The 14,336-nt window shown below is 68.6% G+C and carries 19 protein-coding genes; 9 read left to right on the top strand and 10 right to left on the bottom strand.

Features of this window, described 5'->3' with window-relative positions:
* Nucleotides 1-13: 13 nt before the first annotated feature.
* Nucleotides 14-499: a GNAT family N-acetyltransferase gene (locus tag NGM07_RS10875; protein ID WP_253511137.1), complete on the top strand. Its 486-nt coding sequence runs from the start codon at nucleotides 14-16 to the stop codon at nucleotides 497-499.
* 27 nt (nucleotides 500-526) lie between these two features.
* Here the strand turns inward: NGM07_RS10875 and NGM07_RS10870 are convergent, their stop codons facing one another.
* The 4 genes from NGM07_RS10870 to NGM07_RS10855 form a co-directional block, all read right to left on the bottom strand.
* The gene (locus tag NGM07_RS10870; RefSeq protein WP_253511134.1) at nucleotides 527-1,546 is read right to left on the bottom strand and encodes a cupredoxin domain-containing protein; all 1,020 of its coding nucleotides are present in this window, start codon (nucleotides 1,544-1,546) and stop codon (nucleotides 527-529) included.
* Nucleotides 1,547-1,654: 108 nt separating this feature from the next.
* A complete protein-coding gene (locus NGM07_RS10865) occupies nucleotides 1,655-3,487 on the bottom strand; it encodes a helicase C-terminal domain-containing protein (RefSeq protein ID WP_253511131.1) in 1,833 nt (610 codons plus the stop codon).
* Nucleotides 3,488-3,638: 151 nt separating this feature from the next.
* Nucleotides 3,639-3,827: a hypothetical protein gene (locus tag NGM07_RS10860; protein ID WP_253511128.1), complete on the bottom strand. Its 189-nt coding sequence runs from the start codon at nucleotides 3,825-3,827 to the stop codon at nucleotides 3,639-3,641.
* A 179-nt stretch (nucleotides 3,828-4,006) separates the two neighbouring features.
* Nucleotides 4,007-4,216: a DUF7561 family protein gene (locus tag NGM07_RS10855; RefSeq protein WP_253511125.1), complete on the bottom strand. Its 210-nt coding sequence runs from the start codon at nucleotides 4,214-4,216 to the stop codon at nucleotides 4,007-4,009.
* 161 nt (nucleotides 4,217-4,377) lie between these two features.
* Here NGM07_RS10855 and NGM07_RS10850 point away from each other — a divergent pair, with 161 nt between their 5' ends.
* Nucleotides 4,378-4,701 (top strand): HalOD1 output domain-containing protein, encoded by a 324-nt coding sequence (locus NGM07_RS10850; protein ID WP_253511122.1) that lies wholly within the window; start codon nucleotides 4,378-4,380, stop codon nucleotides 4,699-4,701.
* Here the strand turns inward: NGM07_RS10850 and NGM07_RS10845 are convergent.
* The gene (locus tag NGM07_RS10845) at nucleotides 4,698-5,027 is read right to left on the bottom strand and encodes a DUF7967 family protein (protein WP_253511119.1); all 330 of its coding nucleotides are present in this window, start codon (nucleotides 5,025-5,027) and stop codon (nucleotides 4,698-4,700) included. The genes NGM07_RS10850 and NGM07_RS10845 overlap by 4 nt on opposite strands.
* A gap of 108 nt (nucleotides 5,028-5,135) precedes the next feature.
* Between NGM07_RS10845 and NGM07_RS10840 the strand changes: the two genes are divergently transcribed.
* Entirely contained in the window at nucleotides 5,136-6,002 is an 867-nt protein-coding gene (locus NGM07_RS10840) for a YkgJ family cysteine cluster protein (protein ID WP_253511116.1), read from the top strand.
* Nucleotides 6,003-6,121: 119 nt separating this feature from the next.
* Here the strand turns inward: NGM07_RS10840 and NGM07_RS10835 are convergent, their stop codons facing one another.
* Nucleotides 6,122-6,298, bottom strand: coding sequence for a DUF5786 family protein (locus NGM07_RS10835; protein ID WP_253520183.1), 177 nt, complete (start codon nucleotides 6,296-6,298; stop codon nucleotides 6,122-6,124).
* Nucleotides 6,299-6,545: 247 nt separating this feature from the next.
* Between NGM07_RS10835 and NGM07_RS10830 the strand changes: the two genes are divergently transcribed.
* Nucleotides 6,546-7,556: a DUF5784 family protein gene (locus NGM07_RS10830; RefSeq protein ID WP_253511113.1), complete on the top strand. Its 1,011-nt coding sequence runs from the start codon at nucleotides 6,546-6,548 to the stop codon at nucleotides 7,554-7,556.
* A gap of 343 nt (nucleotides 7,557-7,899) precedes the next feature.
* Here NGM07_RS10830 and NGM07_RS10825 read toward each other — a convergent pair whose 3' ends face one another.
* Nucleotides 7,900-8,184 carry a DUF5789 family protein gene (locus NGM07_RS10825; protein WP_253511111.1) on the bottom strand — a complete coding sequence of 95 codons (285 nt, stop codon included), beginning with the start codon at nucleotides 8,182-8,184 and terminating at the stop codon, nucleotides 7,900-7,902.
* Nucleotides 8,185-8,307: 123 nt separating this feature from the next.
* Here NGM07_RS10825 and NGM07_RS10820 point away from each other — a divergent pair, with 123 nt between their 5' ends.
* Together NGM07_RS10820 and NGM07_RS10815 are read left to right on the top strand one after the other, a co-directional pair.
* Complete coding sequence (locus tag NGM07_RS10820) at nucleotides 8,308-9,099, top strand: PHP domain-containing protein (RefSeq protein ID WP_253511108.1); 792 nt, start codon at nucleotides 8,308-8,310, stop codon at nucleotides 9,097-9,099.
* A 49-nt stretch (nucleotides 9,100-9,148) separates the two neighbouring features.
* Complete coding sequence (locus NGM07_RS10815) at nucleotides 9,149-9,313, top strand: DUF6757 family protein (RefSeq protein WP_253511105.1); 165 nt, start codon at nucleotides 9,149-9,151, stop codon at nucleotides 9,311-9,313.
* Nucleotides 9,314-9,332: 19 nt separating this feature from the next.
* Here the strand turns inward: NGM07_RS10815 and NGM07_RS10810 are convergent, their stop codons facing one another.
* Both NGM07_RS10810 and NGM07_RS10805 read right to left on the bottom strand, forming a co-directional pair.
* The gene (locus NGM07_RS10810; RefSeq protein ID WP_253511102.1) at nucleotides 9,333-10,706 is read right to left on the bottom strand and encodes a hypothetical protein; all 1,374 of its coding nucleotides are present in this window, start codon (nucleotides 10,704-10,706) and stop codon (nucleotides 9,333-9,335) included.
* A 39-nt stretch (nucleotides 10,707-10,745) separates the two neighbouring features.
* Complete coding sequence (locus tag NGM07_RS10805; RefSeq protein ID WP_253511099.1) at nucleotides 10,746-11,066, bottom strand: 4Fe-4S dicluster domain-containing protein; 321 nt, start codon at nucleotides 11,064-11,066, stop codon at nucleotides 10,746-10,748.
* A 204-nt stretch (nucleotides 11,067-11,270) separates the two neighbouring features.
* Between NGM07_RS10805 and NGM07_RS10800 the strand changes: the two genes are divergently transcribed.
* Nucleotides 11,271-11,738: a cupin domain-containing protein gene (locus NGM07_RS10800; RefSeq protein WP_253511096.1), complete on the top strand. Its 468-nt coding sequence runs from the start codon at nucleotides 11,271-11,273 to the stop codon at nucleotides 11,736-11,738.
* Nucleotides 11,739-11,804: 66 nt separating this feature from the next.
* On the opposite strand, the gene NGM07_RS10795 is transcribed toward NGM07_RS10800, so the two are convergent.
* Nucleotides 11,805-12,041, bottom strand: a complete 237-nt coding sequence (locus tag NGM07_RS10795) for a hypothetical protein (RefSeq protein ID WP_253511093.1) — start codon at nucleotides 12,039-12,041, stop codon at nucleotides 11,805-11,807.
* 106 nt (nucleotides 12,042-12,147) lie between these two features.
* On the opposite strand from NGM07_RS10795, the gene NGM07_RS10790 reads away from it, so the two are divergent.
* Together NGM07_RS10790 and NGM07_RS10785 are read left to right on the top strand one after the other, a co-directional pair.
* Nucleotides 12,148-13,428 (top strand): MFS transporter, encoded by a 1,281-nt coding sequence (locus NGM07_RS10790; protein ID WP_253511090.1) that lies wholly within the window; start codon nucleotides 12,148-12,150, stop codon nucleotides 13,426-13,428.
* A 77-nt stretch (nucleotides 13,429-13,505) separates the two neighbouring features.
* Nucleotides 13,506-14,300, top strand: coding sequence for an aldo/keto reductase (locus tag NGM07_RS10785; RefSeq protein WP_253511087.1), 795 nt, complete (start codon nucleotides 13,506-13,508; stop codon nucleotides 14,298-14,300).
* Nucleotides 14,301-14,336 lie beyond the last annotated feature (36 nt).

The following is a 14,336-nucleotide window of genomic DNA, read 5'->3' as shown; positions in this document are numbered from 1 at the left end:
CTCACATACAACCGTGCCAGACGTTCGACTCGCCCGCCCCGACGACGCGCCCGCCATCCTGGCGTTGCACGTCGCGGCGATTCGGGCACGCGCTCCCGACGCCTACGACGAGCGCCAAGTGGCTGCGTGGGCGCGGAAGGACGGCGGCCCGGAGCGATACCCCGTCGAGGAGGACGGCCACTTTCTCGTCGTCGCCGAACGCGACGGCGAAGTCGCCGCGTACGGCGAACTCGTCCCCGGCCAAGCGGAGGTTCGGGCGGTGTACGTCCACCCGGCGGCCCACGGACGCGGGGTGGGTTCTGCCGTCCTCGCCCGCCTCGAAGGCGAGGCCCGGCGTCGGGGACTCGACGAACTCGTCTGCTGGTCGTCGTTGAACGCGACCGGATTCTACGACCGCGCCGGATACCGACGGGTCGCCGAACGCACGATTCGAAAGGAGTTGGACGGTCGGCCGGTCGCGTTCCCTGTGGTCGAGATGCGCAAATCGCTCGACCGCTGACCCGGAGTTCGTCTCAGCGGTCCCGCCTTAGCAGGGCGGAAACCCTTCGAACCTGACGAACAGCTGTTTGCTCTCGGGCGCGAGGTCCTCCCAGCGCACCCGTTTCTGCTCGACGATGTTCCCGGGGTCGAGCGCGTCGTCGGTTAGCACCGCGTAGGCGCCGAGTCGGGGCGGGCTGAGTTCCTCCTCGCCGCCTTCGCCTCCTTCACCTCCTTCGCCCCCCTCGTCGGTGGTCGTCGCGCCTTCCGCGGTGGTTTCGCCGCCCTCCGGAACCGTCGTCGCGGCCGTCCCGGTCGTCGCGCCGCCCTGCGCGCAGAGGTCCGGCAGGGGGTCGGCGCCCGGCCCGCTCGGGGACGCGACGACGATTCGCATCGCGTGGCCGAATATCTCGTGAGGCGCGCAGTGGAGGTCGTAGACGCCCGGTTGGTCGAAGGTGTAGAGCCAGTAGCCGCCGTGCGGGAGCGCGGGCGCGGAGAACGGCGGCACCCCTTCGGGGACTCGCGGCAGGTAGCCGAACTCCGGGTGGTACGCCGTCACCGTGTGGTGGGGCGACGCGTAGCTGAACCGGACGGTGTCGCCGGATTCAATGTACAGCCCCGTCGGGTCGAAGACGAACTCCGGGACCGGCGCGTCGCGCGGCCGAATCTGGAGTTCGACCTCGTGCTGGGGGCGGACCGGCGGTTGGGTTTCGTCCGACAGCGCCGGGAACCCCCACACCGGGTCGACGTTCTCGTCCTGGCGCGCCCGCTCGCGGGCCTCGGCCGCCCGTTTGGACACGGCGCGTTCGGCCGGCGGGTCGGCCGAGCGCGCCTCGCTCGCCCCCCCGAGCGCGGTGAGTGCCGCGCCGGCCCCCAGCGCGCGGAGGACGCTCCTGCGACCGGCGCTCGGCGATGCCGAGCGCCGGTCGCCCGCGTCGTTCGATTCTGCGCCGCCCGCGTCGTCCGGCCCTGGGTCGTCGGTCGCCGCCGACGGAGCGTCCATCCCCGGCGTTCGGTCGGTGTTTCGCGTCGATTCTGCTCGCTCCGCGTCGTCTTTGAAACCCCCCATGGTCCGGGCCGGGGTTCGACGGCATCTCGTATAAAATCACGGCACCGCCCGTCTCTGTCGGCGCGGCGACCGCCGCGAGCGGCGGTCACGGCGCCGACTCGCTCCGAGTTACTCCACGTCCCAGACGTCGGCCATCGGACTCTTCTTGCCCGAGGAGTCGCGGCCGGTCGACCGGTCGCTTCCGCCCGAAACTCCGCCGGTCGCAGTGCCTGACCCCGCTCCCGAGCGGGACCCGCCCGAGGAGCCTCCGGTCGACCCCGAGCGCGACCGGCGGCCGCGGCCGCCGGTCGCGCCGCCCATCGACTCGCTGGCGTCGCGCGGCGAGAACTCCGGGAGGTCGGGGTCGCTCGTCCGGGTGACCTGCTCGGCGAACCACGCCGGAGTGTCGCTCTCGGCGCGCTCGAACAGTTCGAGCAGGCTGGTGTCGGCGAGGTAGGTCGCACCGTAGTCGTCGGGCGCCCGCACCACCCGACCGCAGGCCTGGATGACGGTCCGGAGCGCGGCCCGGTAGTACCATGCCCACTGGCCGGACTCGAGGCGGTGGGCGACCCGTGAGTCGCCCGTGTTGAGGTACGGCGCCTTGCAGAGCACCTGCCAGCGCGCGAGGTCGCCCTTCAGGTCGAGGGCCTCCTCCATCTTGACCGAGAGGAACACCTCCTCGCCGTCGGTCGCCTTCCAGGCTTCGAGTTCGGCGTCGCGGTTCTCGCGGGTGTGCGCCCGGATTCGGTCGCCGACGCCGAAGTCGTCGAGCAGGTCGACGAGTCGCTCCTGAATGGCGTAGGAGTGGGCGTGAATCAGGCCCTTCTCGCCGCGGTGGGCCTGCATGATGCGGACGATGGTCCGGGCGACGGCGGGCAGGGTTTCCTCGCGGTGCTCGTAGGTCATCTTCCCCTGGGTCACGTCGTACAGCGGCCGGTTCTCGACGGGGAAGGTGTGGCCGACCTCGACCAGCGCGACGTTGTCGGGGTTCAGGCCGACCTGCCGGCAGAAGGCGTCCTTGTTCAGGATGGTCGCCGAGAGGAGCGCGAACCTGTTGCCCCGGTCCCAGACGGTGTGGCTGAGGTAGCGCTCGGGGTTCATCGGCTTGATGGTGACCGCGCCGCCCTCGCCGTCGGGTTGGTCGACGACCCAGGTGGTCGCGCTCTCGCTGTCGCGGTAGTCCTCGACGAACCAGTCGAGTTCGCCGATGAGTTCCTGCAGGCGGTCGCGCTCGGCCGCCTCGTGGGGGTCGAGTTCCGGTTTGGCGATGAGGTCGTCCTTCTCGCGCTTGCAGGCGTTCCGGACTCGCTCGGCGTACGTCACCGCCCGGTCGAGGCCGTCGATTTCGGGCACCTTCAGGTCGTCCCAGATGGGGACCGTCCGGGCGTTCAGGTCGATGGCGGCGTACATCTCAGCCCACTCCGCCAGTCCGTGGGCTTCGTCGACGACCACCACGTCCCGCTTGCGGAACACCTCGGAGCCGGCGGTCCGCATGAAGTACGCCAGCGTCATCGCCGCTATCTCGCGGTTGCTCGCGATGGCCCGGTCCGAGAAGTACGGACACCGGTGCTTGACCGAGCAGTCGTAGCCCTTCTCGCGGGCGCAGGGCGCGCGGTTGACCGGCGTGTTCGTCTCGCCCGGCAGGATGCAGGAGTAGTTGCTCTTGCCCCGGATTATCTTGAGGTCGGTCAGCAGGTCGTCCTCGGCCACGTCGTCGAGTTGGGACACCTGCGGGGTGGTGTAGTACGCCCCCGTCGCGTCGCTCGGGTCGGCTTCGTCGACCCGGCGGGCGCAGCCCGCGATGGCCCGCGCGAGCAGCGACTTGCCGCTCCCGGTCGGCGCGCGCACCAGCACCACGTCGTTGCCGTCGTCGAAGGCGTCCCGGATGTCGGCGAGCGCCCGCTTCTGGTTCCCGCGATAGGAGGGCGCGGGAAACTCCTCGAAAATCCGCTCGGGGTTCACTGTCGGGCACGACGACGGGCGGGGGCCTAAAACCACCGGATGCGACGCCCTTCGGTCGGCATCGCCCGAACTCCGACCCGATAGCCGTCTTCGGACTCGCCTCCGCGCCGGAGGCGAGTCCGAAGACGCTCGGCGACTCCCGACGGGTCGCTCACCCGACGAGCAGGGTCACCCCGTAGCCGACGACGAGCGCGCCGACGAACCTGACCGCCCACACGTCGGCGATGCTCTCCCCCGGCGGTCGGTCGGTGAGCCGATTCAACCGCCGGACGAGCCCCGGCGCGACGTAGATGACGTACGCTCCCAGCGCGACCGCGACCACCCCTGCGAGCCCCACCATGGCGGACGAACGACGTTCTCGTACGTAAAACGGTTCGCCGACCCGTCACCACAGATGGCCGACCCGGCCGCCGTCGATTCGACGGCGGCCGGGTCGGCGGGCGCGGCGGCCTCTTCGGAGCGTCTGCTCGTTTCCTGCGCGAGTCGGGCGGCGCGACGCGCCGCCGCCCGACTCGCAGATCAGGCGTCGCCGAGCGCCCGGACGTCCGCCGCCGTGGGGTCCTCCGACAGGCGGTCGATGCAGTCGAAACAGAGGAAGTGTTCGGTGCCGTCGGACTCGAACTCGAGGGTCATCCCGCCCGTCGCCTCCTTCTCCAGCGTCCAGAGGTTGGCGATGCCGCCGGCGATCTTCACCGACTTCCCGCAACCGTCGCAGGATTCCCGGGCCATGAGTAGTCGAAACGCGTGCGAAGACCAAAGCCCTACCGAGAACGCGGTTCCGAGACGGACGAAGTATCGAAACCGTGTCCGGGGAAGGACCGAACGATATATGCCGAACCGAGTGGTAACTGTTGACAAGGTCGCGCCGCGGTGCGACCGGGAACTCAGACATGGCCGAATCGAACTCACCGATAGCGACTGCGACGGCGCTGGGCACGTACTCCTCGGCGGTCTACCAGACGTACCACGACCCCGAGAGCGGCGACGAACTCGTCCACACGGTCCTCGACGCCCTCGAAGCGGCGTCCGGCCGGCCGGCGGCCGACATGAGCGTCCGGCTCTACGACAGCGTCGACCCCGACGCGCTCAACGATATCTTCCGGCCGACTCGCGGCGGCGCGTCTCGGGACGAGGGCCGAGTCCGGTTCACCGTCGGCCGGTACGCGGTGACGGTCGCCGCGAGCGGGCACGTCTTCGTTCGGCCGACGAGCTAGATCTCGTCGGTCGGGTCGTACTGCTCGGCGGTCCTGGCGGCCTCGCCCGCGTACTGCTCGCGGGTTTCGGGGTCGTCGACCGAGCCGAGGTTCTCCGGCGGCGCGTCGAGGGCCGCCGTGGTCGGTCGGTCGTCGCCGAAACTCGTCAACGCCCGCTCCTTGCGGAGGTAGCGCTCGCCGTCGGGCGTCGCGTAGACGAGGATGACGATGTTCTGTTCGTCGTCGGAGTAGGTGCGCTCGACCAGCCACACCCGAACCGTCTCGTCCGAATCGACGTCCGCCTGCGCTTCGAGGTCGGCGTCCGGCGCGATGGCATCGTCCGTCATGGTTCCGACTACGAGGTCCGTCGGGATAAGTGCCGCCCGGAGTTCCGTCATCCGGTACCTTATGCCGTCGCGGTCCGTACCTCGGAGAGTTACGGAGGACACCCTCCCATGAAGGTGAACTGCGAGGGATGCGCCGGCTGTTGCATCGACTGGCGAGCGATAGCGCCCGAGGAGAGCGACCACGAGCGCCGCGGGCCGCGGGTGCCGCTGGACGACGCGTACAACCTCGTCCCGCTGAGCCGCGACGACGCCCGGGCGTTCGTCGACGCCGGCCTCGGCGACGCGCTGACGCCGCGACTGTGGCGCGACGAGGACGGCGTCGAGATAGACGGCGTGCCGGTTTCGGCCATCGGCGGCAAGCCCGCGTTCTTCCTCGGCCTGCGAAAGCCACCCAAGCCGGTCGGCCCGTTCGGGACCGAGCCGACGTGGCTGCCGACCTGCGCGTTCCTCGACCCGACGACCCTCCAGTGTCGCATCCACGGCGAGGACGTCTACCCGACCGAGTGCGACGAGTACCCCGGCCACAACCTCGAACTCGACCAGCAAACCGAGTGCGAGCGGGTCGAGGATGCGTTCGGCGCGGCGGGCGACCGCCTGATCGACGACGAACCGCCGGAGGACCTCTCGGGCCTGCTGCTCGGCCCGCAAGCCATCGGACAGAAGGTGTTCGTCTTCCCCGACCCCGACCGACTCACCGGCGTGGTCGAGCGCGCCGCGAACGACGACCTCACCGCCGACGACCGCGCGCTGTTCGCCGCCGCCGCGGTGGCGGGGACGCCCGGGACGACCACCGTCGACCGCGGGCGCTTCGACGAGGCGCTCGAACGGGTCGGCGAGGCAGATTCGTGGGTCGGCCGCGCCGCCGCCGACTGGGAATCTCGTGCGGACGAGGTCGGGTCGGCCGCCCCCGAACCGACGCTGGCCGAGTCGGTCGAGGAGGCCCGCGGCGCGCCCGAGACGCCTGGCTGGGAGTGAGTTCCACCGCCGAGCAGTCGCCGGCGTCGAGGTAAACGCGCGGTGTCCGCGAGTATCGTCGCGAGAAGCGAATTTCCTCGAGTGTCGCGGTTCGTCGTTCGGTCAAATCGTTACTACGGTCACTTCGCCGACTTTATCTCCTCGAATTTGTCGAGGAGGTCTTCGGCCGAATCGCCGGAGTCGTACTCCACCTTTCCGTGGTAGGTGGTTCGCTCGTCGTCGAAACTGGCGTCGACTTCGCTGTTTTTCCGTTCCCGGCGTTCGTGTTCGTCTTCGTCATAGGCACCCATTGACATGACAACCACACTCATACCTTGGAAAGCGGTGGTAATGAATGTAACGGATAATCACACATCCGTCCGACCGAAAATTCCTGGAAATTTACGGGCAAGGACGCGAGTTCGGGTGGCACGGCTCCGTCGGCCGGGCCCTCGCGTTCGCGCCGCATCGGGTCCTCGGCCACCTGCGCGGCCGTCCGACGGCGTATCGCCGCCCGTCCGGTGCGGCACAACACGTAAATTCCCCGCGTGGCTACGTTCGGACGTGGCAAGCCCGCTCCGCTTTCGCCGCTCCCAGGAGCGGTGGTCAGACGACCGAATCGAGCGCGACCTGCTCGACCCCTTAGACGAGAAGTTCGGCGCGACCCTCCCGGGAACCCACTACGTGGGCCCCTCCGGCTACGAGGCTCGGCGCATCGAGATGGACAACGGCGACCTCGCACTGTTCACCTGGAACGACGACGAGGCGTTCTGGCTCGGCAACACCGAGACGCCGTCGGTGCTCTGGCGCACCGAGAAGTACACCTTCGAGGAGATACCCTACCCGGTGGCCCGGTGGGCCCAGCGCGAACTGCTGGCCGACCTCCGGGTCGAGGCGCCGTGGCTGGCCGACTACGACCACTTCTCGTGGTTCTTCCTCCCGGTCCTGTTCTCGAAGGACGGTCGCCACTCCTCCCGGGAGTTCCTGCGCGAACACGCCGCGGGGTTCCCCGACGCGACCTACGAGGAGGCCCTGGCGTTCTACGAGGAGTTCCTCAGCGCGGGCGCGCTCGACGACCACCGGTACACGATGGCGTCGAAACTCGGCACCAGTCCGCATGTCGACCCCGTGCGGATGGCCTCGGCGATGAGCGAGTTCACCGCCGCGAAGGTGCTGGCCGACGCCGGCTACGACGTCACGCCCGAAATCGAGGTGACGACCGGCCACTCGCTGGACTTCCGCGCGGAGTCGCCGAACGGCGGCGAGTCGCCGCTGGTGGAGGTCACGCGCCCGCGCCCGCCGACGCGTCGGCGGGCGGGGACGCCGGTCGCCGCGGTCCGGGAGACCGCCGAGACGAAGACCTCCGGCCAGTTGAGCGAACACGGCGGCGGCGCGGTGCTGTTCGTCGACTGCTCTGGGTTCCGCGACGACGAGTGGGCCGCCGTGCGGGGCGAGCAACCGGGCGTGCGACACCGCCCGGCCGTGGTCTTCCGCGCTCGACCCTCGGGCCGCGTCGAGGCCTACAGCAAGGGGTCGGTGCCCCTCGAACTGAACGGCGCTGTCGAGTGGATTTAACCGACGAACGAGCAAAGGCGGAGCGACGAATCGCCCGACCGCGACCGCACGCGGTCGCGGCCGGCCGGCCAGTTTTGTGAATTTTCACGGACAACTGTTCCTACTGACTGACCAACCGCCTGCGGGTCGCCGCGAGCGAACGAGCGCAGCGAGTGAGTGAGCAAGCGCACCAGCGACTGCTCAGGGCGCTTCGCGCCCGCACCAGTTTACCGAAGATGCGAGCGAGACGACGGCGATATGCCGTCGTCTCGCTCGCGTGCCTTTTTTGGTCCAAATTTTTTCGAGGAGTGGTAGCCGGAGCGCCACAGGCGCTCACGGCTACCACTCCTCGAAAAAAGGTGGTCTAGAAGGAGACTTGCTCCGGTCCCATGGTCCCGAGCGTCGTCGGGTCACGGTCGCTGTAGCCCTTCCGGCCGATGGCCTTGGCGCTGACCGCGGAGTAGAGCATCTCCTCGGCTTCCCCCGAACCGTGGAGTGTCTCGGATTCGATGCGCTCGAACACGTCCGCGAGCGTCTCGCTACCTTCCGCGAGTTCGATCTCGTAGTCGCCGTACGTGGCGGCGAGTTGGTCGGTGGTCGCGGGGTAGTCGTGGTCGCGCAGGAGTTCGGTCGCTTCTTTCAGACTCATCACCCCAATAGACATCAAAGTTAATGATAAACCTTCCCGCCAAGGGGTACAAGCGAATTTAATGTGTTTAATGGTGATAATCGATAGCGAAGCCCTTTCGGTCCGTCGCTCGTTGAGGGCGGTATGAGCGTCTTCGCCGACCTCCACGTCCACACGACCAACTCCGACGGCGAGATGGAACTGTCGGAGGTGCCCTCGGCCGCCCGCGACGCCGACGTCTCGGTCGTCGCGATCACCGACCACGACAGGCTCCACCCCGAACTCTCGACGCCGGTCGACGTCATCGAAGGGGTGACGGTCGTCCACGGCATCGAACTGCGCGTTCAACCGGACGGCGGCGAGCGCGTCGACCTCCTCGCCTACGGCGTGACCCCGACCCAGGACCTCGTCGACGAACTCGACCGCCTCCAGACCGACCGGGCCGAGCGCGGCCGCAAGATAATCGAGAACGTCGAGGCGCACCTCGGTGTGGACCTCGACCTGGAAGCCCGCGCGGGCATCGGCCGCCCGCACGTCGCGCGAGCGGTCGTCGACCACCCCGAAACCGACTACGACGACGTGGGCGCGGTGTTCGCCGATCTCATCGGTAACGACGGCCCCTGTTACGTCGCCCGGGACGTCACTGGTTTCGAGCGCGGGGTCGAACTCCTCTCGGAGGCCGCCGGCCTGGTCGGTCTCGCCCACCCCTACCGGTACGACGACCCGGAGGCGGCGCTGGAACTCGCCGCCGACCTCGACGCGGTCGAGCGCTACTACCCCTACGACCGCGAAGTCGACACTCGCGTGGTCGAGCGCGCCATCGCCGACTACGACCTCGTGCCGACCGGAGGGACCGACGCCCACGGCCACGAGGTCGGTCGGGCCGGCCTGTCGAAACCGGAGTACCGGCACTTCCGGTCGGCGGTGTCGCTGTGAACGACCCGCAAGCACAGAGTTAAATTCGATGCGGGACGTAGCCCGAGGTATGCGGTGTCACTACTGCAACCGGGATGCGGAGTTCGCCCCCGAGATGGGCGGCGTTCGGGTCGGCCTCTGCGAGACTCACTTCCGCGAGCAGTTCGAGTACCTCGCGGAGACCGACGCGCTGGCGTACCTCCGACAGGCGTTCGACGTCGACCGGCCGAACTAGCCGGACGTACTGGACCGTGTCACCGACGGCGCACGGCGGCTAGTCCGAGTGCGACGGCGACCGCCGCGAGTCCCGCTCCAAGACCGAAACCCGGAACGGCAGACGTCGCCGATTCGTCGGTCGTCGCCTCGGAGCCGTTCGTTTCTTCGGCGGTCGCATCGCCCTCCGTGGTCGGCGAAGCGCCGTCGGTCGGCGTTTCCGTAACGGCGGTTTCGTTTCGCTTCGTCGTCGGCGAGTCGTCGGTACGCTGCGTCTCTCCGGACCGCTCTGACTCCACGACTCTGAGTATCGTCACGTCTACCACCTCCCCGTCTCGGGACTTCGCCAGTTCGAGTTCGTACTCGCCGTGCGTCCGCGAGCCGGGACTCTCGCTCACGTTCACCGAGAGCAGGCGGTCGTCACCGGCGACGTCGACCGCCTCGGCGGCCGTTTCGTCGCTCGTCTCGCCGGTGATGGACCCCATCGCGTTGACGTCGTACCGAAGCGTCACGTTCTCGTCGCGGTCGGCGTCCCGGACGGTCGCGTGCAGGCGGACGTCGCCTCGACTCGCGGTGACCGTGGCGACGCGCGGTCCCTCGAACGCCAGCGAAACCTCGGCCGTCCCGTTTCGACCGCCCCGAATCACGTCGTCAGAGGTGAATTTGACGGGTGGTACTGGGAATGTCACTAAAGTCAGCCAAGCGGTCGCGTTCGCGTCGCCGCCGACCGCGGACACGTGAAAGACGTGTTCGTCCGTGTGGCGGTACTGGAACGTCGCCGGAACGGTCTGCCGGTCCGCGACGTCGACTCGCACGCCGTCGGCGGTCTTCGTTCCGCCGAAGACCGCCGCGAGCTCTGTCGCGTTCATCGTCTCGCTCGTGATTTCGACTGCTTCGGCGTCTCCCCCGACGAACAGTTGGGTCTCGTACGGCCAGTCCCAGACGCCGACGAGTCGGTCGGGGAACTTAGCGCAGGGTTCCGACCGGACGGTCCACTTCGCTTCGGTGATGTTCCCGGCTTTGACGCTCCGTCCGCCTTCGAAGACGATCGGCGTTCCGTCTCCGTCGGCGACGAAGTACGATTTCGCTTCACCGTCGGTAGCGAGGGCGGTCGTGTCGACGACCCCGGTCCCGTTCTCTCTCACCCACACCTGAGCGGCTAACTTCTGGCTGTCGGTCGCCGTGCGAATCTCGTACGACTTCCCGGCGTTCTGCGTCGAATTCCGGATTTCGAATCCGAGGCGTTCGCCGGCGCAGAACGAGTCGCCCGAGGAAATCGGTTCGTCGGTCGAAGGGGCCGTCGTCGCGGAGGCGACTGGGGTCCCGCTCACTGCCGACGCAGGGACGGTGAGCGCGAGACAGTTACAGAGGACGACACAGATGACGATGCGCGTGCGGAGGGCTGTCGCTATCATCGAACTTCGCTTCCCGCAGAAACTGTAAGTAAATTTCGATTAGGCTCGGCCCGCGTCCACGTCGATGGCGTCCACCGGACAGACGTCGACGCAGAGCATGCAATCGATGCACTGGGCCTCGTTGGCCGGATCCGCCTTCTTCTCGCTCTCGGGGTGGTCGGGCGTGTCGACCCACTCGAACACGTCGACCGGGCAGTCCTCGAGACACGCGCCGTCGGCGATGCAGAGGTCGAAGTCGACGGCGACGTGGGTGCCGTGGATGCCGAGTTTCTCTGGTTCGTCGACGGGACCCCACACGTCGTGGCCCTCGTGCGTGTCGACCTTCTCGCGGTTTTCGTGGAATTGCGGATCAATAGCCATCGGAGTTCACCTATCTGTTCCAACGCCGAGAGAGCACTTAAAACGACACTCTCTACTTAAAAGTATCGGCGTTCGAAGAGGTTTAGGCCGGGCTAAAAACGCCGGACGTCAGCGGGGTCCCGTCGCACGCTGGCGATTCTCCGCCGAGCGTTTAAGGTGGTCGTTCGTCGGTACGGTTTTGGAGTCCGGGACGCCCGGGTACGTATGGAGCGAGTCACCATCGACGACGTGGCGTCCTGGATGGGACCGGCGGACGTGAAGCGACCGCTGACCGACGCCCTCGGCGCGACCGACGTGGCGATAAATTACTTCGAACTGGCGCCGGGCGACAGTTTCTCCTTCGGCTATCACGCCCACGGCGACCAGGAGGAGATCTTCTACGTCCAGTCGGGGACGGTGACCTTCGAGACGGAGTCGGGCGAGGCGGAAGTCGAGTCCGGCGAGGTCGTTCGGTTCGCCCCCGGCGAGTACCAGCGGGGGACCAACGAGGGCGACGAGCGCGTCGTCGCCCTCGCGCTCGGCGCACCTCGGGGGACCGACGACCTCGACATGGTCCGTGACTGTCCGGACTGCGACGAGCGCACGTCGAACGACATCCGGGCGATCGACGACCGGGACGCCCTCGTGACGGTCTGCGAGGAGTGCGGCGCGGAAACCGGCCGGTTCGAGTAGGAACTACCTCGTGACGGTCGGGGCGGTGCCGTCCGGCGGACGACACCGCCCCGACCGCGATGGCGCTCACCGTCGCTCGCGGGGTTCGCAGGCGCTCTCGCCGCCACGCCGCCACTGCCACGCCAGACCGACGAGGCCGACGGTCAGCGCCGTCACCAGCGCCTGAATCAGGCCCGCGCCGAAACCCCCGGCCAGCGCGCCGCCGGCGAGCGCCGCACCGCCGACCGCGGAACTCCCGATGCAACAGAGACTCGCCGCCGCGCCGACCCCGAGCAGTCCCCACGGCGGGCCTCGTTGGCTCATACCTCGTCACTCTCGTCGCAGTTCCTTCGAACTTTTGTCGTAACGGATACAGGAATTCGGTTCAGGGAGGGTTTATTCCGAACGACGGACAAGTCGGTCCCGTACCGTGCGCGCCCGTCTCGCCGACCGCCTGCCGTCGTCGACCATCGCCAAGTACTACTGTTACCAGGCGACGGTTTCGTTCGGCTTCTTCTCGCCGATATTCACGCTCTTCCTGCTCGACCGGGGGCTCGACTACACCGCCATCTCGACGCTCTCGATGCTCTACGCCGTGGTCACGGTGGTCGGCGAGGTGCCGACCGGCTACGTCGGCGACCGCATCGGCCGGCGCAACAGCCTGCTCGCGAGTTCGGCGTTCATGACCCTCTCGATTCTGGGCTTCGTCGTCGTCGAGTCGTTCCTCGGACTGGCGGTCCTCTACGTCCTCTGGGCACTCATGATGGTGTTCAAGTCCGGAACGGGCGACGCCTGGCTCTACGACACCCTCGAAGCGGAACTCGACGGCGACCGCTTCGCCCGGGTCCGCGGCCGCGGCGGGTCGGTCAACCGCGCGGTGACCGTCGTCGCGATGCTCGCGGGCGGCGTTCTCTACAGCGTCGACCACGCGCTACCGTTTCTTGCCTCCGGCGTGCTCAACGGCGCGGGCGTCGTCGTCCTGTTGACGCTCCCGGAGAACCGCCAGTACGTCGGCGGAAATGCCGAGAGCGACGGAAACGACGGAAGCGACGAATCGTTCACGGTGTTCGACGCCCTGCCCGTCATCCGGCGGCGGTTCTCGCGGCCGCCGCTCCGGTCGTTCGTCGCCTACGCCGCGCTCTTCTTCGGCGTCGCGACCGTGGCGAACATGTACGTTCAGCCGGTCACCACGCGGTCGCTGGGGTTCCCCGAGGCGTCGTTGGGCGTGCTGTACGCGGCGTTCACGGCCGTGGCGGCGGTCGCGAGCTACTGCGCCGGGCCGGTCGGCGACCGCTTCGGCGTTCGCGGGACGCTCCTCGTCGCGCCGGTGCTCCTCGGTCTGTTCCTGCTCGCACCGCTTGCGTGGCCGCTACTGGCCTTCCCCGCCTTCTTCGCCGTGCGCGGGTCGAACGCGCTCCTCGCGCCGCTGGTTTCCCAGTACGTCAACGACCGCGTCGAGTCGGTCGGCCGGGCGACCGTCCTGAGCGCGGCGTCGATGGCGTACGCGCTGGCGAAACTCCCGTTCTACCTGCTCGCGGGGACGGTCGCCGACGCGATTTCGCCGCTGGTCGCGGTCGGCGTTCTGGGGGCCGCGCTGGTCGTCGGGGTCGCGGCGGTCCGGGTCGTCTCGTCGTCGTTCGGCGCGAGCGGGGCGGACGTGGGCGACGACACGGCCGGCGACGCGCCCGGCGAGGACGCCGCCTCGCGGTGATGCGGCAACGCCCGCGGCACGCCGCGGGCGTTGCCGCCGCGCGTAGACTTTTCCTCGCTCGCGGACACGTTCGAGGCGTGACGACGATTCCCAGCCCCGGCCTCGGCACCTCGGGCAACGACGACCCCGACCGGTGCACCGAGACCGTCCGGACCGCGCTCGAACTCGGCTATCGACACCTCGACACCGCCCAGATGTACGACAACGAGGCGGCCGTCGGCGCCGGAATCCGCGAGAGTGACGTCGACCGCGAGGCGGTGTTCCTCGCCACGAAGGTCCACCCGGACAATCTCGCCCCCGAGGACGTGCGCGCGACCGCCGCGGAGAGTCTCGACCGACTCGGCGTCGAGTCGGTCGACCTGCTGTACGTCCACTGGCCGACGGGCGCCTACGACCCCGAGGAGACGCTTCCGGCGTTCGACCGCCTCCGCGAGGAGGGGACGACCCGAAACGTCGCGGTCAGTAACTTCACGCCCGACCTGCTCGACGAGGCCCGCGAGATTCTGGACGCGCCGGTCGTCGCCAACCAGGTCGAGTGCCATCCCCTGCTCCCGCAGGACGACCTGCTGGCTCACTGCCGGGAACACGACGTGACGCTGGTCGCCTACGCCCCGCTGATGCGCGGCGAAGCGGGCAACGTGCCCGAACTAGTCGACATCGCCGAAGCGCACGACACGACCCCCGAAGCGGTCAGCCTCGCCTGGCTGAACGACCGGGAGGGCGTCGTTCCGATTCCGAAGGCCACCGGCGAGGACCACCTCCGGGCGAACCTCGACGCGCCGACCCTCACCGCCGAGGAGCGCGAGCGAATCGACGCGATAGACCGCCGCGAGCGACTCGTCGACCCCGACGCGGCGGCGTGGAATCGCTGAACGTTCGATTCGAATCGAACGTCCGCCGCCCGATTT

The organism is Halorussus vallis (genome assembly GCF_024138165.1).
Taxonomy (GTDB): domain Archaea; phylum Halobacteriota; class Halobacteria; order Halobacteriales; family Haladaptataceae; genus Halorussus; species Halorussus vallis.
Note: the sequence above shows the minus strand (reverse complement) of the source record. Positions and strands in the feature narration are given on the sequence as shown.